The 26,203-nt window shown below is 34.4% G+C and carries 21 protein-coding genes and 1 pseudogene; all 22 read left to right on the top strand.

Translation table 11 applies throughout. The features are described from left to right. Positions 1–3 precede the first annotated feature (3 nt). The 22 genes and pseudogenes from WAX74_RS03980 (at position 4) to WAX74_RS03880 (ending at position 25,998) form a co-directional block, all read left to right on the top strand. Positions 4–1,020 (top strand): NAD-dependent epimerase/dehydratase family protein, encoded by a 1,017-nt coding sequence (locus WAX74_RS03980; protein ID WP_336496369.1) that lies wholly within the window; start codon positions 4–6, stop codon positions 1,018–1,020. Beyond that, on the top strand, positions 1,021–2,079 hold the full coding sequence (locus tag WAX74_RS03975; RefSeq protein ID WP_336496368.1) for a dihydrodipicolinate synthase family protein: 1,059 nt from the start codon (positions 1,021–1,023) through the stop codon (positions 2,077–2,079). It abuts the gene before it with no gap. 60 nt (positions 2,080–2,139) lie between these two features. Next, the gene (locus WAX74_RS03970; protein WP_336496367.1) at positions 2,140–3,462 is read left to right on the top strand and encodes a GGDEF domain-containing protein; all 1,323 of its coding nucleotides are present in this window, start codon (positions 2,140–2,142) and stop codon (positions 3,460–3,462) included. Next, a complete protein-coding gene (locus WAX74_RS03965) occupies positions 3,459–4,256 on the top strand; it encodes a 3-ketoacyl-ACP reductase (protein ID WP_336496366.1) in 798 nt (265 codons plus the stop codon). Before WAX74_RS03970 ends, WAX74_RS03965 begins: the two co-directional genes overlap by 4 nt. Before the next feature lie 116 nt (positions 4,257–4,372). Continuing rightward, positions 4,373–4,756, top strand: a complete 384-nt coding sequence (locus WAX74_RS20965) for an SLAP domain-containing protein (protein ID WP_413788926.1) — start codon at positions 4,373–4,375, stop codon at positions 4,754–4,756. 98 nt (positions 4,757–4,854) lie between these two features. Continuing rightward, positions 4,855–6,408: a helix-turn-helix domain-containing protein gene (locus tag WAX74_RS03960; protein ID WP_336496365.1), complete on the top strand. Its 1,554-nt coding sequence runs from the start codon at positions 4,855–4,857 to the stop codon at positions 6,406–6,408. A 117-nt stretch (positions 6,409–6,525) separates the two neighbouring features. Further along, entirely contained in the window at positions 6,526–7,695 is a 1,170-nt protein-coding gene (locus tag WAX74_RS03955) for a metal-dependent hydrolase family protein (protein WP_336496364.1), read from the top strand. Positions 7,696–7,709: 14 nt separating this feature from the next. Beyond that, positions 7,710–8,891, top strand: a complete 1,182-nt coding sequence (locus WAX74_RS03950) for a metal-dependent hydrolase family protein (protein ID WP_336496363.1) — start codon at positions 7,710–7,712, stop codon at positions 8,889–8,891. A 12-nt stretch (positions 8,892–8,903) separates the two neighbouring features. Further along, entirely contained in the window at positions 8,904–10,040 is a 1,137-nt protein-coding gene (locus WAX74_RS03945; RefSeq protein WP_336496362.1) for a Xaa-Pro peptidase family protein, read from the top strand. 40 nt (positions 10,041–10,080) lie between these two features. Continuing rightward, positions 10,081–11,487, top strand: coding sequence for a sodium:solute symporter family protein (locus WAX74_RS03940; protein ID WP_336496361.1), 1,407 nt, complete (start codon positions 10,081–10,083; stop codon positions 11,485–11,487). A 431-nt stretch (positions 11,488–11,918) separates the two neighbouring features. Further along, a pseudogene (locus WAX74_RS03935) lies at positions 11,919–12,164 on the top strand (SDR family NAD(P)-dependent oxidoreductase); the annotation flags it as partial. Between the two features lie 342 nt (positions 12,165–12,506). Next, a complete protein-coding gene (locus WAX74_RS03930) occupies positions 12,507–13,076 on the top strand; it encodes an RDD family protein (protein WP_336496360.1) in 570 nt (189 codons plus the stop codon). A gap of 85 nt (positions 13,077–13,161) precedes the next feature. Further along, on the top strand, positions 13,162–13,770 hold the full coding sequence (locus WAX74_RS03925; protein WP_336496359.1) for a hypothetical protein: 609 nt from the start codon (positions 13,162–13,164) through the stop codon (positions 13,768–13,770). A gap of 421 nt (positions 13,771–14,191) precedes the next feature. After that, positions 14,192–14,677 carry a hypothetical protein gene (locus tag WAX74_RS03920; RefSeq protein ID WP_336496358.1) on the top strand — a complete coding sequence of 162 codons (486 nt, stop codon included), beginning with the start codon at positions 14,192–14,194 and terminating at the stop codon, positions 14,675–14,677. A 559-nt stretch (positions 14,678–15,236) separates the two neighbouring features. After that, positions 15,237–16,076, top strand: a complete 840-nt coding sequence (locus WAX74_RS03915) for a DUF2599 domain-containing protein (protein ID WP_336496357.1) — start codon at positions 15,237–15,239, stop codon at positions 16,074–16,076. Between the two features lie 273 nt (positions 16,077–16,349). After that, positions 16,350–18,953 (top strand): bifunctional 2',3'-cyclic-nucleotide 2'-phosphodiesterase/3'-nucleotidase, encoded by a 2,604-nt coding sequence (locus tag WAX74_RS03910; RefSeq protein ID WP_336496356.1) that lies wholly within the window; start codon positions 16,350–16,352, stop codon positions 18,951–18,953. 243 nt (positions 18,954–19,196) lie between these two features. Beyond that, positions 19,197–20,336: a hypothetical protein gene (locus tag WAX74_RS03905; RefSeq protein WP_336496355.1), complete on the top strand. Its 1,140-nt coding sequence runs from the start codon at positions 19,197–19,199 to the stop codon at positions 20,334–20,336. A 465-nt stretch (positions 20,337–20,801) separates the two neighbouring features. After that, entirely contained in the window at positions 20,802–21,932 is a 1,131-nt protein-coding gene (locus WAX74_RS03900) for a hypothetical protein (RefSeq protein WP_336496354.1), read from the top strand. A 135-nt stretch (positions 21,933–22,067) separates the two neighbouring features. Then, positions 22,068–22,796 carry a hypothetical protein gene (locus WAX74_RS03895; RefSeq protein ID WP_336496353.1) on the top strand — a complete coding sequence of 243 codons (729 nt, stop codon included), beginning with the start codon at positions 22,068–22,070 and terminating at the stop codon, positions 22,794–22,796. Between the two features lie 924 nt (positions 22,797–23,720). Beyond that, positions 23,721–24,446, top strand: a complete 726-nt coding sequence (locus tag WAX74_RS03890) for a YveK family protein (RefSeq protein ID WP_336496352.1) — start codon at positions 23,721–23,723, stop codon at positions 24,444–24,446. Between the two features lie 6 nt (positions 24,447–24,452). After that, complete coding sequence (locus WAX74_RS03885) at positions 24,453–25,166, top strand: CpsD/CapB family tyrosine-protein kinase (RefSeq protein WP_336496351.1); 714 nt, start codon at positions 24,453–24,455, stop codon at positions 25,164–25,166. Positions 25,167–25,230: 64 nt separating this feature from the next. Beyond that, entirely contained in the window at positions 25,231–25,998 is a 768-nt protein-coding gene (locus WAX74_RS03880; RefSeq protein WP_336496350.1) for a tyrosine-protein phosphatase, read from the top strand. Positions 25,999–26,203: the final 205 nt, after the last annotated feature.

Genomic DNA, 26,203 nt, shown 5'->3' with positions numbered 1-26,203 from the left:
AAGTTGAAAACAGTTGAAGAATTAGAAAATTTAATGACAGGACCATCTGCTGCTTTGATTGAGGATATGGTGAAAATAGAAGGTAATATAATCATTCTAGGTATTGGTGGGAAGATGGGACCAACGCTTGCTGTTATGGCAAAGAGAGCGATCGATGCTGCAGGGTTAGATAAGAAAGTTATCGGGGTTTCTCGTTTTTCCAATGGTACATTGCAACAGGAACTGGAGTCTGCAGGTATAGAAACGATTGCTGCCGATCTTTTAAATGAGGAAGAGTTAAAGCGTCTTCCAGTAGAAAAAAACGTGATTTACATGGCAGGAAATAAATTCGGAACTACTGGAAATGAGCATTTTACTTGGGCGATGAACGCTTATTTACCAGGTCGAGTGGCTGAGCATTTTAAAGGTTCCAATATTGTTGCATTTTCAACAGGAAATGTGTATCCATTAGTGCCAGTATATTCGGGTGGTTGTGATGAACTTCACCAAGTTGCTCCTGTTGGCGAATATGGTCAGTCATCACTTGGAAGAGAAAGAGTCTTCACATACTTTTCTCAAAAGGATCAAACACCTCTAACGATTTTTAGATTAAATTATGCGATTGATATGCGGTATGGAGTAATACTAGAAATCGCTCGATCCGTATATAATGAAAAGCCGCTTGATTTATCGATGGGCCATGTAAATGTGATTTGGCAGGGAGATGCCAATGAATATGCGATTCGCTCGTTATTGCTAGCTAGTACAACGCCAACTATTCTTAATGTAACTGGACCGGAGACACTATCTGTTAGATGGATTGCAAATGAATTTGGTCGTTTGTTTGGTAAAAAGCCAGTTTTTGTTGGAGCAGAACAAGAAAATGCATTGTTAAATAACTCAAGCAAAGCGCATAAGTTATTTGGATATCCACGAGTTTCCATAAGAGAAATGATCGAATGGACAGCTGATTGGGTTGCAAATAATGGAGAAACGATTAATAAACCAACTCACTTCCAAGAGCGGAAAGGGGAGTTTTAAATGGCATTATCATCAGAACTGAAAAAGCATTTACTTGACGGGGCATTTATTCCTGCACATCCTTTGGCAATTACGAGCGATAAGCAATTGGATGAAAATTCACAGAGAAGATTGACGAGATACTATATTGAAGCTGGTGTAGGTGGAATTGCTGTAGGTGTTCACACGACTCAATTTGAAATTCGAGATCCTGCTTTTAATTTGTATGAAACGGTTCTTAGAGTTGCGATGGAGGAAGTAGAGAAGGCAAAGCTACAACGCCCCTTTTTAAAGATTGCAGGCGTTTGTGGGGGAACGGAGCAGGCGCTGAAAGAAACAAAAATAGCTAAAGAACTTGGCTATGATATGGTATTATTAAGTAACGGCGGATTGAAAGATTATTCTGAAAAAGAACTTCTTGATCGAACGAAAGAGGTTGCAAACGAGTTGCCGGTGTTTGGATTCTATCTTCAACCAGCAGTTGGAGGTCGAGTTTTCAGTTATGATTTTTGGAAAGCATTTGCGGATATACAGAATGTAGTAGGGATCAAAATAGCTCCATTCAATCGATATCTAACTTTAGATGTGATTCGTGCGGTTTGTGCTTCCTCTAGAAGAGATGAAATTGCTCTCTATACAGGAAATGACGATAATATCATTACAGATCTATTCACTTCTTATGCTGTTGAACTTGATGGCAAAATTGTAACGAAACAAATTGTCGGGGGACTTTTGGGACATTGGTCAGTATGGACACACAAAGCTGTAGAATTATTTGAACAACAAAAAGTTGCTCGTGACAAAGATCAAATCGATAAAAAATGGTTTTCAATTGCTCAAAATGTAACCGATGCAAACTCTGCATTTTTTGATTCTAAAAACGATTTTAAAGGAAGTATTGCAGGCATCAATGAAGTGCTCAGAAGACAGGGACTTCTACAAGGAAACTGGTGTTTAATGGATCATGAAGTATTAAGCCCTGGTCAGTCAGAAGAAATTGATCGTGTCTACGCAACCTATCCAGAGTTAAATGATGATGAATTTGTAAACTCTTTTCTAGAAAAGGAAAGTGTACATTAAGAAAGAGGAAAAGACACATGATTAAATGTGTCTTTTCACGTTGTTGGGGGGAAGGATATCATGAAAACACATATTAAGGTTGGGGTAATCGGACCACTTTGGATTCGTGAGACGCTCATACGGTGCTTCGATCTCTTTCCTACCATTCAACCTATTTTTCGATTGTCGGATGTGTTAGAGGAAGCTAAAGATTTCACCATTGAACTTAGAGACGAAGTAGATTGTTTGTTTTACTCTGGTCGAATACCTTACTTGGTGGCTAAAGAGGAAATACCTGTGGAAACTCCGGCATTTTATATTCCTTTAAAAGGGTCTGGACTGTATCAGGCACTTTATAAATTAAAAGCTAAAAAGAATCTTACGCAAATAAGTCTTGATGGAATTCAAAATGAACATATAGATATTGTTAAAAAAAATTTGGACGAAACCTTTACGTATTGTATTTATCAAGGTATGGTTTCCGATGAAAATATAGATGACTTGGTTAATTTTCATCTTGAAAAAGTAGCAGAAGATCCTAAGACGGTTGTGATAACTAGTTTGAGATTAGTAAGTGAATCATTGACAAATAAAAACATTATGAACGAGTGGTTGAAGCCTTCAGAAGAAGATATTATTGTTGCAATTGAAAGAATGCTTCTAGGAACAAACCAGCGAAAACAAAAAGAGATGCAAATTATTATAGGAAGAATTTTTTTAGATAATTCCGCATCAACGATAAATGAATTCATGACAGAACAGCAGGTACAAAACAGAAACCATGATACATACCGTATGCTACTTCATTTCGCGGAGCAAATGAGCGGTTATTTAACGGCACTCAGTAGCAATGAATATTTGTTTGTCACTAATCGCGGAACGTTTGAGAGAATTACAGAAGGATATAAATCTTTACCTATTGTCGATGAAGTAAAGAAAAAATTGGGAGTACATTTATCCATAGGGATTGGAATTGGTTTTTCTGCTTTGGAGGCCGGCTCCCACGCAAGAGTAGCACTTATTCAAGCTCAAGATAGCGGAGGGTCTTGCTGTTTTATTGTAAGAGAAGACCGTAGTGTATTTGGTCCAATCGATTTGATTGCCCCGATGAAATATCCATTAACTGTGACTGATCAATTATTAATAAATCAGGCAGAAACTATAGGAATGAGTGCAGCGAATATTGAGAAGACAATGGCTTTAATTAAACGAAAAAAGAAAAATGAATTTACTGCTCATGAATTAGCTTCCGTTTTAGGAATTACACCGAGAAGTGCCCATCGAATTATCCAGTCTTGGTTGGATGGAAAATTAATCGAAGTAATAGGCATGGAAAAAATCTCAAGAAGAGGCAGACCGCGACAAGTTTTTTCTCTATTAAACAGTGAGGGGACTAGCGTATGAATATCGGATTAATAGGCTTAGACACATCTCATAGTGAAATATTTACAAGATTATTAAACGACTCAAGTGACCCCTATCACGTGGAGGGTGCTAGAATTACACATACTATTCCTACCTATTCAGAGGATTTGGGACGAGCGATTGCACTTGCACTAGCTGCTGAAGGAGTTAATGTGGGTCTTCTTGCACAATCGGAAGCAACATTGGCGGACGTTGCGAAGGAAGTGGAAGCATTCGGTGTGAAAGCAGCGATTGCAACAGCTGATGTGTCATCAAATGATGAAGTGAATCAAGCAATCGAGTCATTGACGGGTGAACTGGGTCAGGTGGACATATTAATCAATAACGCAGGAATAGCGAAGTTCGGTAACTTTATGGACTTGGAAGTAGCTGAATGGGAAAAAATCATTCAAGTTAATCTTATGGGTGTGTATTATGTGACACGTGCTGTTCTACCTGGAATGATTGAGCAAAAATCAGGCGACATCATAAATATCTCCTCTTCGGCTGGACAAAAGGGAGCACCTTTGACAAGTGCGTATAGCGCTTCAAAATTCGGAGTGTTTGGGATAACGGAGTCATTAGCAATGGAAGTTCGCAAACATAACATCCGTGTGACAGCTTTAGCACCTAGTACTGTCGCAACAGATTTAGCGCTCGAAAATAAACTAACCGACGGCAACCCGGACAAAGTGATGCAACCAGAAGATATTGCAGAATTTATTGTTGCACAGTTGAAACTGAACAAACGTATCTTCATTAAGGAAGCAGGCCTTTGGTCAACGAATCCATAAATCGGATATTGATCTAAGAAGAAAAGTGTCGATTCCATTATGGGAGTCGGCTTTTTTTATACTAGATTATTCTGCTAATGCTAGATAGTTGGTCATTGTTAAAAGACATAAATTAAATAGCTGAGAGATCTTTCCTCTCAACTTCCAAAGCCTTTAATTTAATTCTTTTAATCACGATTAGCAATGTACCACTGGAACTCTTTGGCGCAACAGGTAACTTAGTAGCACAACTCGGCTTCCCTTTAGAACAGTTCACAGTGAATCCAACAAATGCACGTCCAATAAGCCTACGTTTCCCAAAATCAGTATTCACAAAAAAAAACCAGACTGGACAACCTGGAATATATCCAACTTACAGCACAAGGTTAATAATTATATTCCAAAGCCGCTGCATCGGTTTATCGATGCAGCGGCTTTATGATTTACGAATTGTTTTAAAGAGACATTGTAACATATCAAATACACTTAATACTTCTTTAACACCTCAGACTATGATATAAGGTATTTAATTTTATACTACATATTTATTATTGTATTATTCTGATAAAATATTTTATATAAGTAAATAATGCTACCCTATTTGAAAGGAGAAAAGAAAATGGTTACTGTTAAACAATTTGCGGAGAAGTTAAAGTTCTACAACATAAACTTGATCGCTGGGATGGATGGAATGGAAGTTGAATTGAATTATCTTAGCATTCAAGAGTTACCGTTGATAAGTGAACGAATACAAAGCCGTGGTTTTATTATGACAACATTTGCAGCTTTTACAAGCGAAGTTGAAATTATTAATCATGTTAAATGGTTGTTGACTAGAGAAATTGCTGCTTTAGCAATTCACTCAGTCGTTTTGGATGAAATACCTTCGTCCATTATTTCTATTGGAAACGAGTACAGTTTACCTATTTTATCGATTCCATTTGAAGTTTCATATCACGAGATTTTAAAAACATATAATCAATTATTGCTTGAAGAAAGTGATACCCTTCGAGAACAGATGGAAAAGATGAACCTAAATTTGTTAGAGTCCATCGCTGAAGATAAAGGGGCAAGTTATATAATTGCTACTATTGGGAAATATATTAATTCTCCTATATTGTATTTCGATAAAGAGTTGAATATTATTACTGTTTGGACGGATAGATCAATAAAAAGGGATGAATTCAGTCTACGTGTTAAATCAGCTTTAGAAAATTCTAGTAACCTGTTAAAAAAAGAAAAATTTGAAAAAGTCAGCGCTCTACTTAAAAATGAATTTCTTGAAGAAAGTGAACTAACATTTTGTCTTTTTCCAATTGCAGATAAGTTAGATAAATATGGGTTCTTAGTAATTGGATATAGAAATACGCAGAATCTATTAGTTGACTCAGCAGTAAAGTATGGGAAGACAGCTCTGTTAATAGATGCAGTCAAAAGAAAATCACTAGTAAAATTTTTAAAAAACCAGGATATCCGTTTACTGGAATCTATAATAGAAGGAAAAGCAAAGAATAGTTCCAAAACCGCTAATTTTTCTTTAATGATGAAAGAGTACAATCAGATGTATCTGTTTCATTTTTCTAACAAAGAATTGGTTAATTATGGATTCACATATATTTATGATGAATTAGATGGACAAGCACAAGATAAAGTTATTTGGATTTATGAACAAGAAGTCATCTGTTTGACATCCTCTAAAATAAAAATACAAAATTTAGAAAATATATTAGAAAACTTTACTGGCGTAATATGTGGTATCAGTGAATTTAAAGAGAATACGTATGAAGAGGATATTCTTAAGAAATTCAAACAAGTTCAAAGAAGTATCGAGGTAGCAAAATTTAAAGAAACTCGTTTAATATTCTATGAAGAATTAGGATTTGAAAAATATATGTTTATATTAAAAGAAGAGGAGGAGGCAAAAGAAGCTGCAAAAAGATTATTAGAACCTCTTATTGAATTTGATTTGAATAACCGAGCAGAATTAGTTCTCACTTTAAAATCGTATTTACGTAATTTTTTTAGTTTAAAAAAAAGCGCTGAAGAACTATTTGTACATAGAAACACAATCAGTTATCGCCTTGAAAAAATCCATGAGTTGTACAAAGGAATTAATTTTGAAAAACAGGAAAATTACCTACTATTTACTATGTCGTTAGATTTAATTGAATAAATCCCTTCGTGTGGAAGTCATATATTGACTTCTTTTTTTTGTGCTCTCAATACAATGAAAAAATTATCAGAAAAATCTATTATTTAATCATAAAAATAAAAGAAAGTAGGTTTAAAATTGAAAACTATAATTTATAACTGTTTTTTAATAGATGGAATCTGTACAGAGGTACAAGAAAATGCATACTTAGTGATAGATAACGAAAAAATTAAGGAAATTGGGATTGGTGAGATAGATTTGTCTGAAGCAGATCAAGTTGTGGATGCTAAAGGCAAATATTTACTGCCAGGTCTAATTGATTGTCATGTTCACTTAGTTTGGGACGGTTCTGAAGATCCACAAAAAAAGATACATTATTTGGATGAATCTACGCTCGCATTACAAGCTTATTCAAATGCAATTGCTACTTTGAAAGAAGGAATTACGACAGTGCGGGATGTTGCATCACCAAAAAAAAGTGTGTTAAATCTCCGTAATGTCATCAACAGTAAAATGTTGCTAGGACCTACTATTATCGCTTCGGGACCAGCCATTTGTATGACTGGTGGTCATGTTCACTACTTAGGAAAAGAAGCTGATGGTGTAGATAATGTAAGAAAAGCTACGAGGGAAGTCATGAAAGATGGAGCAGATCTTGTTAAGGTGATGGCTACTGGAGGTATTTATACCTTTGGAGAAGAACCAGGATCTCCGCAATTAAATACAGAAGAGTTAAAAGCAGCAGTAGAAGAAGCGCATAAGAAAAATAAAAAGGTTGCTGCTCATGCTGAAGGGCTATTGGGAATTAAAAATTGCTTAGAAGCAGGAGTAGATACGATTGAACATGCGATATATGCAGATGACGAAGCATTGGAAATGATGAAAGAAAAAGGTACATTTTTAGTGCCAACGATGGTTGTAATGAAGCGTTTAGCGACGGATGATCGTATTCCAGAATGGGCTTTAGAAAAAGCGAAACATGTAGTTGAACCTCATCAACAAATGTTAGAGAAGGCGGTTAAGCTTGGAGTAAAAATAGCAACTGGAACAGATTGTGGTTCTCCAGTCACGCCACCTAAGTATTACCATGATGAACTTTTGATAATGGAAAAAGCAGGGATGTCACCAATGGAAGTTATTCATGCATCTACTCGAATAGCCTCGGAATGCTTGGGATTAGAAGACCGTGGAGTGCTAACAAATGGAATGTATGCGGATTTACTAATAATAGACAAAAATCCTTTAGAAAACCTTGAGATTCTGAAAGAACAAAAACAAGTAATGAAAAATGGTTTGTTTGTTCATTAAAAGGAGTATATAGCATGGAAAAAATTATTATGGGTGCTACTCTTCTGTTAGGAGAAAACTTAAAAGAAACAAGAGGGTATGCCGTTTGGATTAAGAATGGTATTATTCACCGAATTTTACCGAAGAATTCTATTCCTAATAGAATTCCGGTAGAAAATTTGGACGGAGCTTATCTACTCCCCGGATTAGTAGATTTACATGTCCATATTATGTGGGATGGTTCTCCTGATCCAGTTAACACTCACGAGAAAGAAACAAAAGAACAAATGCTTATAAGAAGTGTTGCAAATGCACAAATATATCTTAAATCTGGCGTGACAACAATTAGGGATCTAGGTTCGATTGATGACATTGCATTGCATGTTGCTGCTGCAATTAGTGAGGGGATAATCGCAGGACCAAGAATTATCGCATCTGGAAAAACAATCACCATGACCGGTGGACATGATCCATTTTGGGCGAAATTTGTAGATGGAAAAGATGCAGCACTAAAGGCCACAAGAGAGCAGATTTATAAAAACGCTCAAGTCGTTAAAGTGAGTGCTACAGGAGGGGTTTATGGACGAAGAGAAGGTGAAAAAGCAGAGAACTCTGAACTTAGTCTTGAAGAATTAAAAGTGGTTTGCCACGAAGCGCATCGTTTTGGGCTTAAGGTAGCTTCTCATGCTATTGGAAGAGAAGGGATACTTAATTCAATAGAAGCGGGAGTAGATACTATTGAACATGGACATTATCTAGATACAGAAATTGTAGAAAAGATGATAGAAAAAAAAGTTGCATGGATTCCCACACTGTATATTTATCAACAAATTGCAAGTTTAGATGGTGTTCCAGAATACGCTAGAGAAAAAGCTAAAAATATAATTAATATGCATGTCAGTGCATTTCAGAAATTCTTCCACAGTGGAATTTTAATAGGAGCTGGATCCGATGCGGGTGCTTGTTTTACACCACATACCTCAATAATTGAAGAGATTGAAAAAATGTCTGAATATGTTGACGGAAACAGGGATATTTTAAAAACTGCAACAGTTAACGCTGGAAAAATTTTAGGACTTAAAGTAGGACAAATTACAGAAGGTTATTTTGCTGATTTTATTGTAGTTCCAGAGAATCCATTAAATCATTTAAATGTGTTACGTCAAGTAAAGGCTGTATATATAAATGGCCAATCTAACGGTAGTGTAAAATTATAGGAGGAGTTAATTGTGAATTTGAATAAAAGAATCCATTATTTACGCGAACTTACAACATCAAAAGAGATTGCTTTTTCAGTAATCATGAATTTTGAAAACCAGTATTATTTTAGTGGTTTAAAAGCAATAACATACTCTAGACCGATTGTGCTATTTGTTGATGAAAAGGAGGTTCAATTTATTGTGCCTTCCTTGGAAGAAAACCATGCACAGAATAAATCTAATGCAGATCGTGTACTTGTTTACTATGAAACACAATTGCACAGGGAACATGCAAATTCATATCTTGAACTTTTCGAAAGTGTAATTGAATCCTATCCACAAAACTCAAGAGTAGGGGTAGAATTTGGTGCATTGCCAGTTTCATTAGCTAATAGACTAAGAGAAAAAGGTTTTGAGTTAGTAAGCCTTGATCAAGAGATTGCGAAGATGAGAGCAATTAAAGATGAGGAAGAGATTGAGCAAATTACCGAGTCAGGTAGATTAGTTAGTTTAGCTCTAGAGGAGTCTCTTAAACACGCTACACCTCATGTTACAGAAATGGAAATTGATCACTATGGAAATCAGGCATTATTTTTGGAGGTTGCTAAAAAACACCCGAATGCTACATTAGATTATTTTGTAATGTCCCCTTCAGGAAAAGAACGTACAAACATGCCACATGTATTTTCAAATACAAGAAGTCTAAAGAAAAATGATATCGTAATTCATAGTAGGCAAGTTGGATTGAATGGCTATAGGGCAGAGTGTGAACGAACGTTTTTTGTGGGTGACCCAACAAACGAACAAAGAGAAGCTTTTAAATTAGCTCAAGAAGCACAACAACTAGCATTGGAGTTTATCAAGGTAGGAGTTCGTGCAAAAGAAGTAAATGAAGTAGCTATAGATATATTTAGAAAAGCAAATTTAGAAGAGTATGTAAATCATCGAACAGGACATGGCATAGGAATCGGAATTCATGAAGAGCCATCCTTGAAATACTCCAGCGACTTTATACTTGAGGAAAACATGGTATTTTGTGTGGAGCCAGGAATTTATATACCAGGCGTAGGCGGTTTCCGGCATTCCGATACAGTAATACTAACGAAGGATGGAACTAAGCTTATTACGGACTACCCAAGAGCGATTGATGAATTGATTTTTTCATGATTAATGGTTTGCTAGGAAGAAAAAGATTAGGAGGGATAGAATGAGTATTTACTTAATCTCGGTCATCATCTATTTGGTAGTCATGGCATTGATGGGGGTCTATTTTGGAAGAAAATCTATAGAGACTAGTACTGATTTTATGGCGGCTGGAAGAAGTTTACCAATTTTTGTTGTTATGGGAACCCTACTTGCTACTTTTGTTGGTTCAGGGACAATCATTGGTGGAGCAAGCTTTATATACCAATATGGACCTTGGGCTGCAATTTTTAATTTATCGGGGGGAATTGTTGGGATAATAGTTCTCTACTTTATCGCTGAAAAAGTAAGGGTAGGGGAAGCTTATACAGTTCCAGAAATAATTGAAAAACGATTCGGCGGGAAAGCTAGGCTAATATCATCTATATTTATTCTTTTAGCATATGTAGGGATTACGGCATATCAGTTTACTGGTGGAGCATATGTACTTCAAATCACAACTGGTTTATCTATTGAAACAAGCGCAATTATTATCGCAGCACTTGTAATCTTTTTGACAGTAAGTGGAGGGCTCTTCTCAGTGGCGTATACGGATGCTTTGAGTGCTTTATTAATTGTATTTGGACTTTTATTGGGCTTACCATTTGTATTGAATAATGTAGGTGGATTTGAAGGATTAGCATTAAGTCTCCCTGAACAAGCGAAACAGTGGAATGGTGGTTTATCTTTTTTACAATTATTAGGTTTCTTTTTGCCGCTGTTCTTGTTAATTCTTGGAGATCAAAATATGTATCAACGCTTTGCAGCAGCAAAGGACGCTAATACAGCAAAAAGATCTACTATTGGATTTTTTGTAGGAAGTGTTTTAGTTATAGGTTTAACCATTATATTTGCCACTGCAGCTATCGTCATGTTTCCAGATATAAAACCTGATACAGCTGTTTTGAATATGGCAATTAACGGTCTGCCATTAGGTATTGGATTGGTTGTCCTTTGTGCGGCTGTGGCATTTATAATTACTACTGCAACATCCTATTTACTTTCTGCGTCTGGAAATATTGTATATGATATTTATAAACACTATAGTAAAAAGGAAATTCCAGATAAAAAACTTCTTAGTGTAAATCGTTACGTTGTAGTAATATTAGGTGTTTTAGCTTATATACTAGGAATGTATTTTCCTTCTGTACTTGCTATTCAAATGTATTCCTACACTATGTACGGAGCAGCGATTACACCGGCAATTTTAGCAACAATTTTGTGGAAAAGGGCTACAACAGCGGGAATTCTTAGTTCGATGGTTATAGGAGGAGTAAGTACTATCTTATGGGAAGTTATCTTAGATAGACCTTTTGAATTAAATAGTGTATTATTTGCACTTCCAATGTCTGTCTTAGCTTTGGTGGTTGTCAGCTTACTGACCCAACCAAGAACTGTTGAAGTTGAAAACTCTATAGTGTTAACTAAATAGTTCGAAGAAGGTGTCTGTGTATAAAAATTCTGCAGTACTCTGACAATACTCTACAATTTAAATTGTATATAATTTGTGAAAAGGAAAGAAGTAGCCGTAGCAAAAGAGCATTAGCTACTTCTTTTTGACATGGAAATTTCTACTTAAATTGTGTTTTAAAAATACATGGTCATAATAGTTTCTGAATTGTGTCTTACACAGGGAACCTATTAGTAATCTTGTAATCTTGGATTCGATCAAAGTAACCTGTGTAGGGCTCGATTATCGCTTTGTCATTTAATAGACCTTCATATTAGCGGGATTCTTTTACTTAGATTGACTAACTAATACGATTCAGAATATGATAATTGCTTGCGATAGCAAGATTAACATTTACTAGTCTTGCTAAAAAATATTCGAAACGGAATGTTCTTGTAAATAAGTGCATCGTCTCAAAATTCGGAGTTTTTGGGATTACGGAGTCATTGGCAATGGAAGTGCGCAAGCATAATATTCGTGTGATAGCATTAGCACCAAGTACTGTTGCAACAGATTTAGCCTTCGAAAATAAATTAACCGACGGCAATCCGGACAAAGTGATGCAACCCGAAGATATTGCAGAATTTATCGTGGCACAGTTGAAACTGAACAAACGTATCTTTATTAAGGAAGCGGGCATTTGGTCAACGAATCTATAAATCTGATATGAATAGAATATTATCGAAAAAGCTGTCTCCATATAATGAAATCATATGATTTCATACAGTGTCAAAACCCTTGGTATTCAAGGGTTTTTTCTTTTTTTCTATATCATCTAGTTTCAATGAGTATCAACCGAACGTAGTCAAAAACGTAGTCACCCACTACATTTTGAATATAGCTGGCGAACTTTAGTGTTGCTGGTATGCTACTAAGCTTGTTGTTTTACAGAAGATGTATGTTTGTGATGACTATAGACATTTTATATATACAGGACTTTTATCTCGTATTTTATGATAAAATTGTAGTGCTTAAGAAAATCTAGAAAAGGGGAGTATAAATTGTTCTGTTCCAAATGTGGAATTAAATTAGGTGTGGAAGATACTTTTTGTTTTAAATGTGGTGCAAATGTTTCGGTTCCAACAGTAGGGGAAGTGCAAAGTGAAGTAGCAGCTTCCTTTATTGGGGAGATTAGTCATAATCAAACTAGAAGTACTAGAGCGCGAAATCTATATAACCAGCGTTCTGAATTAAGTTATGCAGGATTTTGGCAACGAACGGGTGCAACTATAATTGACCTAGTTTTGTGGATAGCGTTCTCTTTAACGATTGTACTACTAATGCCTATAGATGAAGAATTAATAACTTTTACTGGATTCTTTATAAGCTGGATGTATTACGCTTTGTTAGATAGCTCTTCTTGGCAGGGGACTATAGGAAAAAAGGTTATGGGTATATCTGTATCCGATTTAGATGGAGAACGAATTTCATTTTTGAGAGCAACATTTCGTTACTTCTTTCATATATTTTCAGCATTAATTTTGTATATTGGATTTTTAATGGTTATCTTCACTCAAAAAAAGCAAGCTTTACATGATATGATGACTAGTTGCGTCATTGTTAAAAAATAATTTAATAGATCGTAGGGATAGTATAATGGAGCGTTTTATATTATTTTTGATTATTACAGCTTTAACCTTAGTAGGTGCAGTCTGGATGTCAGATAGTACGAGTTATCCTAAGGAGAATGCGCAAGAATTATCTAATGAGTCATCATACGTTGAAAACTTAAATGATGAAAATAATACATATGATTCTTATAGTGAACTTAATACTGAATCTGAATCAAATAATCAATCTACTGAGAGTAATTTAGAAGATAACCAGAATAGTAACGGTGGAATAAACAATAGCTTTAATTTAAGTCAGGTAGTAGACAGATTTCTTAATGAAAAGATTATTACAGTAAATGGTGTAGATTTAACCTTTAAACAACCCCTTAATGAAAATTTTATTTATAATTCGTTCGGTAAACCATCTGATGTAACAGAAGAGATGTATTTGAATTACGAATACCCGGATTTTCGTGTAAGTTTTTATGAGGACAAATTAATGAGTGTTGCCTATTATAATTTAGATATTGATAAACAAGAACTAATTGATGCTTTAGGTGAACCTGATTTCTTCTATGGAATAAATGAATATCACCAAAAATCTTATGGCTATAGTGTATATTTTAGTGGTGAAGAACATGGAGAAAATTACATTGTACTTGACTTTGCGTTCAGTGCTGATGGTACTTTAGAATACTTTACAATTAATTAGGGTTCACTTCTTTTTCCTTATTTTAAAAAATTATAACTTACAAAATGTATAGATAAATATTAATTCTTAAATCCCTTTTTAGTAAATACATAGTCAATTAGTTTTATGATATCGTTTATGGTTTCTTATATTGACCTCATAACTTCTGTTGGTAAGTTAATCATTTGTTAATTTGGTTGGATGATTATGAAGGAAATGAATATCATGTCCGTAATTTATAGCGAATAAACCATAACAGATTTTAACGTCTTAATTTCAAAAAAAGTAGGATAAAGTAATTGTCACTAAGGATCTAAGGGAGATATGACTATAAGTTAGTTTTTAGTGATTCATTTATGCCTGGATTATTAAACGATCATTTTATACTAAGCATTGGAAAAAGCAATAAGAAAGATGAGTCATCAATTTAGGAGGCAGTTTTGTGGGATGCTTAAAATATTTATTAAAGCTGTTAGGAATAGTTTTTATAGGAATCATTATTATTCTTGGCGGTATGTATGTATACATGTTCACGCACGATCCACCTGCTAGTTCATATAATGTTTCCGAGGAAATGTATAGGGACTCACAAGAATTACTAAGTGTCATTAATATAGAATTTCAATCATTTAATTTATCGACAACTGTTAATGAAGAGAGGATGGATAAAGTTGTGGATGCAATCGAAGGATATACTACTAAATATGTTGGAAGCGGTAGTATAACAGCTGAGGAAGAGGAGTTGCTGCAGGAGATCGGTAAAGTTGTTAGGGATTATATTCAACTATATGAATTGGCTTTATCATATCAAGAAGTAGAGCTTGGTTTTAATGAGAGATTTGGCGATTATTCTGGGGAGAATCGGAATATTTATGAACGGTATTTGCTGCATAAAGCAGACTTAAAAGATACATATGGGTTTGAGTAGATAATTACAGTAAAAATAAATAGTAGTCTCTTCAACTAATAATCCCTCCTTAATTCGGTACAATATGTATATCTATCATACTATTAGGTATAAAATTAATAGTAGGCTAATTATCCTGTGTTTATAAGAAGTCGCTCCTATCTATTTATCACAATGGACAAGTGAATCGTGGTGTTCAAGTTCTTGTTTGTCGCTTTCCCGATATCGTTTCTAGTAATCCACTTTAATATAAGAAGTCGTCTAATCTTTTGCAGAAACACCTCCGACGACTTCTTTTTTGCGTCCTTTTAATAGGTATAAAATAGTGGATTAATTATTACAACAGCATTACTGGTGCCAGAAACTAGTAATATTAATGTTAATTATTAGGTCTATGAGTACAAATTTAATTACAAACATATTAAAAATAACAACTAAATTACTAATAATAGTAAATAGGACTTATTACTATGTATTTTTTTATGCCGATAAAAACAATGATAGGATTTATACCGCTCTTTCTGCCTGTTTTTGTTTTTGTTAGCGAGAGTAAATACACAGTGAAAAGGTGAAAATTGTAGTGAAAGCATTTAGGAAATTTGTAGTCGGTCTTTTGGGAATAACAATTGTCTTTAATCTTTATCAGGTAACAGCTAGTGCAAAAGAAACAATTACTTACATATCTACTGAAGAGGGAACAAAAATTGGGGTCGATATGCCAATAATTAAATCAACTTCTGCTGTTTCGGTAAGTAAGAATAAATCTAATAGTGGAGAATCTAAATATGAACTAACTATGAACAAAGAGCAAAATAGTGTAACGGTTTCTTTTTTAATTGCTCCTTCATTAAATGGATCTACGTTAGAGATTCCATTAGTTTTGACAAATGGGGAATCTGTAGTTCTCATGAAAGGTCAAGAGGATAAAATAATTAGTGCAGGTAATATTTATAATAAAGACAAAAGGTCTATTGGAGTAATATCAACCAAAGTTGATAACAATCAAGAAAAGATAAATATTACGCAAAAAATGAATGATAACAAATCATTAATTATAAATATAGGTGCAAATAAAAAATCTCTAAATGTTCAAGTAGATTTAGCAGTTTCTAACTATTCAACATATTTTTCAGCGTTCTCGTGGATTACTAGAGGGGGGAAAGAATCTCTCAGTTTATCCCATAAGCCATACCTTACCGATACAGATGATTATCTATTATCAAGTGTAAAAAGAATAGATGCCTGGGATAAGGTAGTATCGCTACATGGGCAAGATGTTAAATGGTCCAACACAAATGGTTTAAAAAATCAGTTTGATTGCCATTATTACTTTGCTAAGCAAAAAGACTCTTGGAATATAGAATCTAGCAGAAAAGATGTTGGTTACATGAAAACCGTATTCGCTGGATGCAATCCATAAGAAGTTTAACTTAAGAGTCTCTTCATCAAACATTTGATGGAGAGGCTTTTATTTTTTTGCTATTTTCTTATTACAAGTTAGTAATTAATAAAGAAAATTCAATTAAATGTTCTTTAATAAAATAATAATTTACCCATTTATTATTTACAAAAACATTATAATATTCACATTGTTTTACGTATTGTCTTAGATTATCTTTAAATAGGGGTCTTATTATTCTGATAATAGAGTAATATTGAGGGATTTAGCACAACTAAAAACAGGAGGGGAATTATGAAGAAGAATACGATTAAAAAGTATGTAGTGGCTACGGCTCTTGCGACGTCTTTGTTAGCTTCTACAAATGTAGGATTTGCTAATAGCTCGATGCAAGGTTTAGCGGATCAGGCGAAAAAAGAAATGAAGGCAGCTACTCAAGGTTATGTAGTGTCTGCTCAAAAGGGCAAATTAGCTGCAAGTAAGGATTTATATCCTACGTTAAATAAGGCAAAAGCAAATTACGAAAATGCGAAAAATGCTATTTTTAATTCTAAAGAAAAGAATAAAGCAGCTTTGTTAGTAGATCTAAACAAACAATATAACGATAGTATAGCAAAAGGACTTATTCCATACATTGATGCTTACAATTATGCGGACAAGTATTTGAACCCAATTATGGCGGATATCAAGAAGGCAGAAGAAGCAAAAGATTGGGCTAAAGTAGAGAAATTATACCATCAACTTTCTTATCAATTAAAAGGTCGTACGGCTATTCTTTATAGAATTACTGGTAAAGCTGCGAGAGATTTATTGTTAAATGAATATAAAAAACCAGCAGACCTAAAGCGTGACCAGTTAAGAGTACCAGTTACTATTTATATGAAGGTTGTTCAAGCAGAAAATCTTTTAGCTGCTGGTAAAAAAGAAGAAGCGGTAAAAGTATTAGAAACTTTGAAACCTTTACTTGATAAATTACCTTCTACTAGCACTCTACCTATAGTGAAAGAATTACTAGAAAAAGTAGAAGCAGTATTGAAAGCAGCTGGCTTAGATTCAATTCCAACGCCATCAGGAGACATAGTTTCTTTACGTATTTTAGGTACATCTGATATTCACACAAATATCGTGAACTATGATTACTACAAGGATATAACATCTAATAGCTTAGGACTTGCTAAAACAGCTACATTAATTAAAAATGCACGTACGGAAAACAGCAACACTCTATTATTTGATAACGGAGATGCAATCCAAGGAACTCCACTCGGTTCTTACAAGCAAGCAGTAGACAAGCTCGTTGATGGAGAAGAACATCCATCTGTAACGGCAATGGAATTACTGAAATATGATGGCGCAACATTTGGGAATCATGAATTCAACTATGGACTTGATTATTTAGATGAAGTAACAGATGATGCGAACTTCCCTTATGTAAATGCAAATATCCGCAATGCGGCTACGAAAAAATTAGCTTATACTCCATATGTATTGATTGACAAAGAAGTGGTTGATTCAAAAGGTAAAAAATCGACAATTAAGGTAGGGGTTACGGGTATTGTACCTCCACAAATCTTGAAATGGGATAAATCTCATTTAGAAGGAAAATTAACAGTCGACGATTCTGTTCAAGCGGTAGAATCAATCGTTCCTGAAATGCAAAAAGCTGGAGCAGAAGTAATCGTTGTTCTATCTCACTCTGGCCTTGGCGATACGAAGCACGAAGTTGGAGAAGAGGACGTTACGTATTTATTGACAAAGGTTAAAGGTGTAAATGCGATTATTACTGGACATGCTCACCAAGTATTCCCTGGTAAAGTTGACGCTTCTTTAACGAATGTTGATGTAGCGAATGGAACGATCAATGGTGTTCCAGTTGTAATGCCTGGAAAATTCGGCAGTCATTTAGGTGTAATCGATTTAACACTTGAGAAAAAAGGAAACAAGTGGTCAGTAGCGACTTCTAAAGCAGAAGTTCGTACAATTGCTAAAGATGCGACAGACGTAGATCAAGCAGTTGTAGATGCAGTAAAAGAAGCACATGAAGGAACGATTAAATACGTTCGTCAAGCAGTTGGAACAACGACAGCGGACATTCATAGTTATTTCTCACAAGTGCAGGATGATTCTTCCATCCAAATCGTAACAAACGCTCAAACTGCTTATGTGAAAACAAAACTAAAAGGTACAGCAAATGAAAATCTTCCGATTCTATCTGCTGGTGCACCATTTAAAGCTGGAACAAGAAGCGATCCAGATTACTACACATTTGTTCCTAAAGGCGAATTAGCAATTAAAAACGTAGCAGATCTGTATCTATATGACAATACACTTGCAACTTTAAAAGTAACAGGAGCAGATGTAAAAGAATGGTTGGAAATGTCAGCAGGTCAATTCAATCAAATAGATCCAGCAAAAACTGGTGAGCAACAGCTGATCAACCCTGATTTCCGTTCCTATAACTATGATGTGATCGACGGAGTAACTTACGAAATCGATGTAACTCAACCTTCAAAATACGATTCAGATGGTAACGTGAAAAATGAAAATGCATCTCGTATTAAAAATCTACAATACAACGGTAAACCAATTGACTTAAAACAAGAATTCATCGTTGCAACCAATAACTACCGTGCAAACGGGTCATTTCCAGGCGTACGTAATGCAACAGCAATCGAAATCTATCCAGACGAAAACCGTCAAGCAATCATCGACTACATTCTTGCAGAGAAAACAATCGATCCATCTGCTGACGGCAACTGGAAGTTCTCTACATTACCTGCTAATGCAAACATCGTATTCGAATCATCAAAACAAGCAGAGAAAGTTATCCCTGCAGATGGAAATATTAAATACATTGGTGATGGTACCGATGGATTTGGAAAGTATTCTATTAAATAAAATGAAGAAGCTGACTCAAAAGATTACTGAGGTAATCTTTTGGTCAGTTTTTTTGTGGTGGATAAATGCATAGAAATCTTGATTATATTCCCATTTTTTCTTTTGTCTATAATAGGATTTTATCGAAAAATGTAAAATTATAGCGAGTTAAAAGTTGAAGAATAGAAAGTTAGATAGTATTATAGAATTGTTGAAATATATTGATAATTTCTCAACGACTAAATTCACAAGAGGAGGAGTATTATGGGAAAAAGATTTTGGAAACAAACGGCAGCAGCAGTATTGTTAACATCTTCGGTTTTATCATTTTCATCAGTTACCTCAGCGAACACGTCAGTCGATCAATCTATTAACAAGGTGAAAGCGGAACTAAACAGAGGTACTACCCACTATGTAAATCCTGCATTAAATGGGCAACTTGTACCGAGTAGTAAATTATATCAAGCCTTAAATAGTGCAAAGATAAACTATCAAAAAACGAGAAATGTTGTAAGTACATCAAATCTTTCATCTGCACAAAAGCAATCAAAAATAAAAGAACTTGATACTTTGTACAATGAAAAGATCTCAAGAGGTTTAATACCTTATATTGATGCTTATAATTATGCAACAAAATATTTGGTGCCAATTTTGAATGAAATAAATGCTGCGGAAAGCCGAAATGATTTCGCAACTGTAGAGAAAGAATATCATAAATTGTCTTATCAATTGAAGGGTAGATCCGCAATTTTGTACCGTTTTTCAGGTAAAGCAGCTCGTGATTTATTGTTAGATAATTATAAAAAAACAGCAGATTCTAAACGAGATGAACTTATGGTTCCTGTGACAATCTATATGAAAATTGTAAAAATAAATGACCTGTTGGCTAATGGTAAGAATGCAGAAGCAATAGCTTTGTACGCAGAAATCGATGCGTTACTAAATCGTCTTCCAAATGCTTCAACTAACAAGTTTGTAGCTGCATTATTAGAAGAAGTGAAGAAAGTAAAAACAGCAATTGATGGCATTTCTACATCAGCTCAACAAGAAATACTTACAACAAAAGTTGAAAGCTTAGTAACGGAACTTAACACTACCCCGAATTTTTCGAATATCGCAACAGCATCAACAACTGGTACTAATTCATTAACTGTAACGATAAATAATGATTTACCGATTGTTGTTTTTTTAGGACAAGGTTTCTTTACAACATTTAATACACAACTAGGAGTAACACATATTAATGGCTTCGAACCTGCATCAGCTGAAGCAGTATCTTTCCTTCAAACAAAGTTTGTCGGAGTAGATTCACTTGCTGATCTTAAAGGGAAAAATGTTAGCCTGCCAGTAACAGTAAATAATGGTTCACCATTAAATGTTGACTTCACAATTACATTTCAGTGATGATACAGTAATTTTTTAGTAGCAAACTATTAGTATAGTGATCCCCTTAATTTTAAATAGTTAAGGGGATTTTTTCTGTTAAGACGTTCTCTTAAAAAATGCCATTAATGCCCTTCAACATATAACCTTCAGTATTTTAACCTCTTTCGCAATAATAATTATTTACATGAAAGAAAAGAAGATAATATTGTTTGAAAATTTAATAATAAAAAAAGAAATTATAACTACATTAAAGGAAATAAAAGAATGATAAATAATCTCTTGAATTTATAATTGCACTCTACTTTAATCCTGTAAAAATCTATAATTCAATGTATTTTATGAGACTTTAGATATTTTTTATGAATTTTTCTAAATACTTATTAACATTAAGTTGAATAGATTTTTATTAAATAGTAATATAAATCTGTTGATAGATACTGGTAATATCTCAACAATCTACCTAAATGTAAAGGAGGAAAAAACATGAGCAAACGTTTAATCAAACAGGCAACAGCAGCAGCATTATTAACGACTTCAGTATTATCTTTCTCAACCGTTGCAAACGGAGCTTCTACTTCAGTTGATCAACAGGTGAACAAGGTGAAGTCGGAATTGAACAAAGCTACAACCCACTATGTGTATCGCTCATTGGATGGGAATCTTGCACCAAGCAGCTCATTATATCCTGCTTTAAACAGTGCAAAGAAAAACTATCAACTTACTAGAAAAGCGGTAGCTTCTTCTAAACTTTCCTCTTCTCAAAAAAATAAGAATTTGAAAGAAATTGATACGCTTTACAACCAAAAGATTTCAGGAGGATTGGTTCCATATATTGATGCGTATAACTATGCAACAAAATATTTAGTACCAATTATGAATGAAATTGAGGCTGCAGAGTCTAGAAATGACCTTGCTGCAGTCGAAAAAGCATACCATAAATTATCTGTCCAATTAAAAAGTAGAACAGCAATTTTGTACCGCTTTTCAGGTAAAGCGGCTCGTGATCTAATATTAGCGGAGTATAAAAAACCTGCTGATGCAAAACGTAATGAGTTAATGGTACCTGTTACAATATACATGAAAACGGTAGAAATAAAATCTTTGATAGCAGAAAATAAAATGGATGAAGCTAAAAAAGAATTTGCAGAAATTGAAGCACTATTAGATCGTCTTCCAAGTGCTTCTACAAACAAGCTTGTTGCTACATTGTTAGAAGAAGTAGCTGAAGTGAAAGCGGCAATTGACGGTACTTTGACTCAACAACAGGTATTTGATACGAAAATAGCTGCATTAGTCACAGCGCTAAATGCAAATTTGGCTGAAAGTGTAACGGCAGCAACAACTGGTTCTAATTCTTTAACTGTTTCAGTGAAACAAGATTTACCGCTAATGGATGTTCCAGGTAAAGGATTCTTCCCGACATTCAATACTCTACTAGGCGTGACGAAAATAAACGGCTATAATCCTACATCAATTGAAGCTGTTGCTTTTCTTCTATCTGAGTTTGGAGGAGCAGATTCGCTTGTAGATCTGAAAGGGAAAACAGTTGTACTTCCTTTAACAGTAAACAATGGTTCTGCTTTTGATGTAAACTTTTCTATTACATTTGAATAAGTATAATTTTCGACAAAAATCCCTTCATATAGACAACTAATGAAGGGATTTTCTTCATATTTTGACAATTTCTACTATTAATCTTTTGTTCTTCATGTTAAAATTACGATACTTATGAAAATAAAGGGGAATTCTATGAAGAAACTTAAAATCTTTTTAATAGCAGCAGTGGTGATTATACTTGGTGCAGGAGTTTACTTGCTCTATATGTTTAAGTTTAAGGAATATGATGTGGCGGATGAAGAAGTGAAGGAAATTATCGCTGATCCTTATAAAGTAGAGTTGCCGGATGGAAGTACTATAATAATAGACGAGAACGGTGAAATCAAAAAAGAAACTGGAACATCAGAATCAACGGAAGAAAATGATAAGATTACAACTAATGCAACTTCGAATGAAGAAAAGTTAGAAGGAAAGACTGCCGGGGTTACTCCGCCAAGTACAACCAACAATAATAATAGTTCAACGAGTGATAAAAACGCTTCAACAGGAAAAACAGATTCAGCAGAAAAGCAAACTGTTGCAGTGGTTAAAGATAAGTACAGACCAGCGTTGGAAGGACTAGAAACGCAAGCAGACTCTAAAATCAATGCACTTACTGGACGCGCGATGAAGGAGTACAAAGATAAGAAAGCAAATGGTGAAAGTATTGATTATGGTTATTTCTACAATAAATACATGACTGCAGCAAAAGATTTAGAAGGAAGTACAGATACAATTTTCGAAGCAGTGTTAACTGCTGTTGAAAACGATCTTTCAGCTAATGGATATGACGAATCATATGCGCAAAGCCTTAAGGACGAATACGAAGCTACTAAAAAAGCACGTCGTGATAGTATAATGAGTAAAGCTCTTGGTAAATGATAAATCTCAAAAATCACTCAGCTCAAACTTGGTGGCACTGAAAAACTCGAAATTAGTATTTGCACTTAAAAGCTTACGTTTTAAATGACGTAATTGTTTTTTGAGTAAGAATAAGGCACTTACTGTTCCATTTTGAACAGTAAGTGCCTTATTTCTTTGTCTATTTGTTAATACTCGTGAATGGACTTAATGTAGAGTTTCTTAAGTTGAAATCATGGGGGCACTTGTATTTACTCTAATTTATTACTTAGGAAAGCGATGTTATAGAAGAAAGGTTTAATTGAAAGTACACTATAGTTGATTTACGTTTCAGGCGGCGACTCCAGCCGGAATAGCGTGAGCTGAAGACCCTGGACTGAACGTAGTGAAGGAAGCGGCTGAAGCCATGCCGGCGGAAAGCGTCCGCCTGGAACGGAAATCAACGGTGCCAGACAAAAAGGGAGTATGTGAACGACATTTCGTTCACATACTCGCTAAGAAATACCTTGAAAAGTTAAATAAATTAGCCAGGCTATTGATTTCATATTATTCAATTTCTTAAAGTTTACTAAAACTACATACAGAATTAATATTTGTTCAGTTTTTCTAATGAAATTATAATATTTCATTTAGGTGGTAAAATATCCTCTTTTTCAGTAGTTTCACATAGAGAATAAAGGACTACTTTTGGTTTCATTCTCTACGAGATTACAATTTATCTTCCATAATAAATAACTTAATATAAGTAAGAATATTCAGCTTGTCTAAATCCGTGGGTACAATAATACGACTAACTTTCATCTTAACTCCACCTTAACTCCTACTTAAGATTCTAATGAATATCATACTTCCCGTGGATAGCATATTCTTCAAAAAGACGTAAAATGACAATATGTGATATACTATGACAAAATAATTGATGAATTAAAAGGAGTTTTTAATTTAATGGAAGAGACTATAAGCCTCCAAGATTTATTTAAAACACTGAAAAAAAGAATGTTATTAATCTTATTAACAACATTCCTAGCTGTTGCGGTTGCTGGAGTTATTAGCTTTTTTGTTTTAACCCCAATTTATCAATCCTCTACTCAAATTTTAGTTAATCAAGAAAAAGTAGATGTAACAACATTAAACTCTCAAGACATAGAAACGAACTTGCAGCTGATCAATACATATAATGTAATCATTAAGAGTCCGGCAATCTTATCCAAAGTAATAGAAGAGTTAGACTTGGATACTACGCCTGCAGCTTTAACCAATCAAATTACTGTAAAAAATGAACAAGAGTCTCAGGTAGTGAATATTACGGTACAAGATGCTAATCCACATAAAGCAGTGGATATTGCCAATACGACTGCATCCGTTTTTCAAAGAGAAATAACAAATTTAATGAATGTAAATAATGTAAGTATATTAACCCCTGCTTTGTTGGGAGAAAATCCTTCACCTGTTAAACCAGATCCTATGTTAAATATGGCGATTGCAGCTGTTATAGGACTCATGCTGGGAGTAGGTATTGCATTCCTATTAGAATACTTAGATACTACAGTGAAAAATGAACAAGATGTCGAAGATCTATTAAATTTACCTATACTTGGTTTGATCAGTCCAATTTCAGAAAAAGATAATATGAACTCAAAAGTTAAAGTAAAACCAAGAAGAAAGCGGTGATTACATATGGCAGGGAAAAAGAAACAGAAACATGCAATTCAAACTGCAGCACGAAAGCTTGTTACTACTGAAGAAAATACAAGATCAATAGTTTCAGAGCAATTTAGAACTCTACGAACAAATATAAACTTTTCTATGCCTGACAAGGAATTGAAAACTTTTATTTTTACTTCTACCTCTCCAGGGGAAGGGAAGTCTACAGTAGCTGCTAATACAGCAGTTGTGTTCGCGCAAGAAGGTAAAAAAGTTCTTTTAGTGGATGCGGACATGCGCAAGCCGACTGTTCATTACACATTCCATCTAACAAATACTTTAGGTCTTTCTAGCCTATTAACTCGTCAAGAGAATATGATAGATGTAGTAAAACCAAGTGAAATTGAAAACCTGAAAATTATTACATGTGGACCAATTCCACCCAATCCAGCCGAGCTGATTGGCTCTAAAACTATGGAGAGATTGCTTGAAGAAATGAAGGCGCATTTTGATGTGATTATTTTTGACGCGCCTCCTGTATTATCTGTAGCAGATGCCCAAATACTTTCAAATAAATGTGATGGAACCATTTTAGTATTAAATGCGGGTGAAACGGAAAAGACGGGTTTAGTAAAAGCAAAAGAATCACTTGTTTCTTCTAATGCAAACATTATTGGGGTGGTCCTAAATAATTTTGAACTCAATAAGGACCATTATTACTATCAATATTACGCAAGTGCAGAATGATTGGGTAAAATTGCCTATTCGTTCTTTTTTTTGTTTATATTATAGGAAAAAGGGGTAATAAAAAATGGTTGATATACATGCGCATATTCTCCCGGGTGTAGATGATGGGCCCGGTACTTTAATAGAATCAATTGAGCTTATTAAGCAGGCGTTGAAGGAGGGAATAACAGATATTATATCAACATCTCACGCTTATAATCCTCATTATGATGTGTCGAAAAATACTGTATTAGAAAAAATAGAGTTATTAAAGAACGAGATGGAAAAACAGAATCTTTCAATTAATATTCATTCCGGCCAAGAAATTAGAATACAAGATTCTACCATTGAAAGATTGAAGAGCGAAGACGCTCTTACACTGGCAAAATCAAAATATGTTTTACTGGAGCTACCCACAAGTAGCGTTCCTGTTTATACTGTTAAAATTATTCAAGAAATTTTGAATTTAAATAAAGTACCAATTATTGCACACCCTGAAAGAAATAGAGCGATTGCTGAAAAACCAAGTAGGTTGTTGAAATTAATTAACCATGGTGCAATTGCTCAAATTACTGCAGGAAGTTTATCTGGTCATTTTGGTAGAAATATCCAAAAGCTTTCATTACAATTGGTTGATGCAAATTTAGTGCATACGTACGGTTCTGACGTTCATAACACGAAAACCCGTCCTTTGTTGTTTGATAAAGGTTTAAGTTATTTAGAAAAACATAAAAGATTAGATGCAGTCGACATTTTTCTTGAAAATAATGCAAGAATCGTAGAAAACGAAGAAGTAATCATTTTAGAGCCGAAAGAACCAGAAAAGGCGAAATGGTGGAGTTTGGTGATGTAATAGGACTGTGAATTTTAGTAATATATGGAAATAAATGAAAAATACATTAAATATAGTTACAATAATTGGCATATAAAAGGGTACTATTATACTGGAAAAATGGTATATATGAATAAATGAGTAAAAAATATCAATCTTCATTCTTTTGTGAGTGCTATAATCATTTTTGTGTAACTTTATACAAATTAGTTTAAAGAATGGGTGG

Source organism: Psychrobacillus mangrovi (assembly GCF_037104765.1).
Taxonomy (GTDB): domain Bacteria; phylum Bacillota; class Bacilli; order Bacillales_A; family Planococcaceae; genus Psychrobacillus; species Psychrobacillus mangrovi.
Note: the sequence above shows the minus strand (reverse complement) of the source record. Positions and strands in the feature narration are given on the sequence as shown.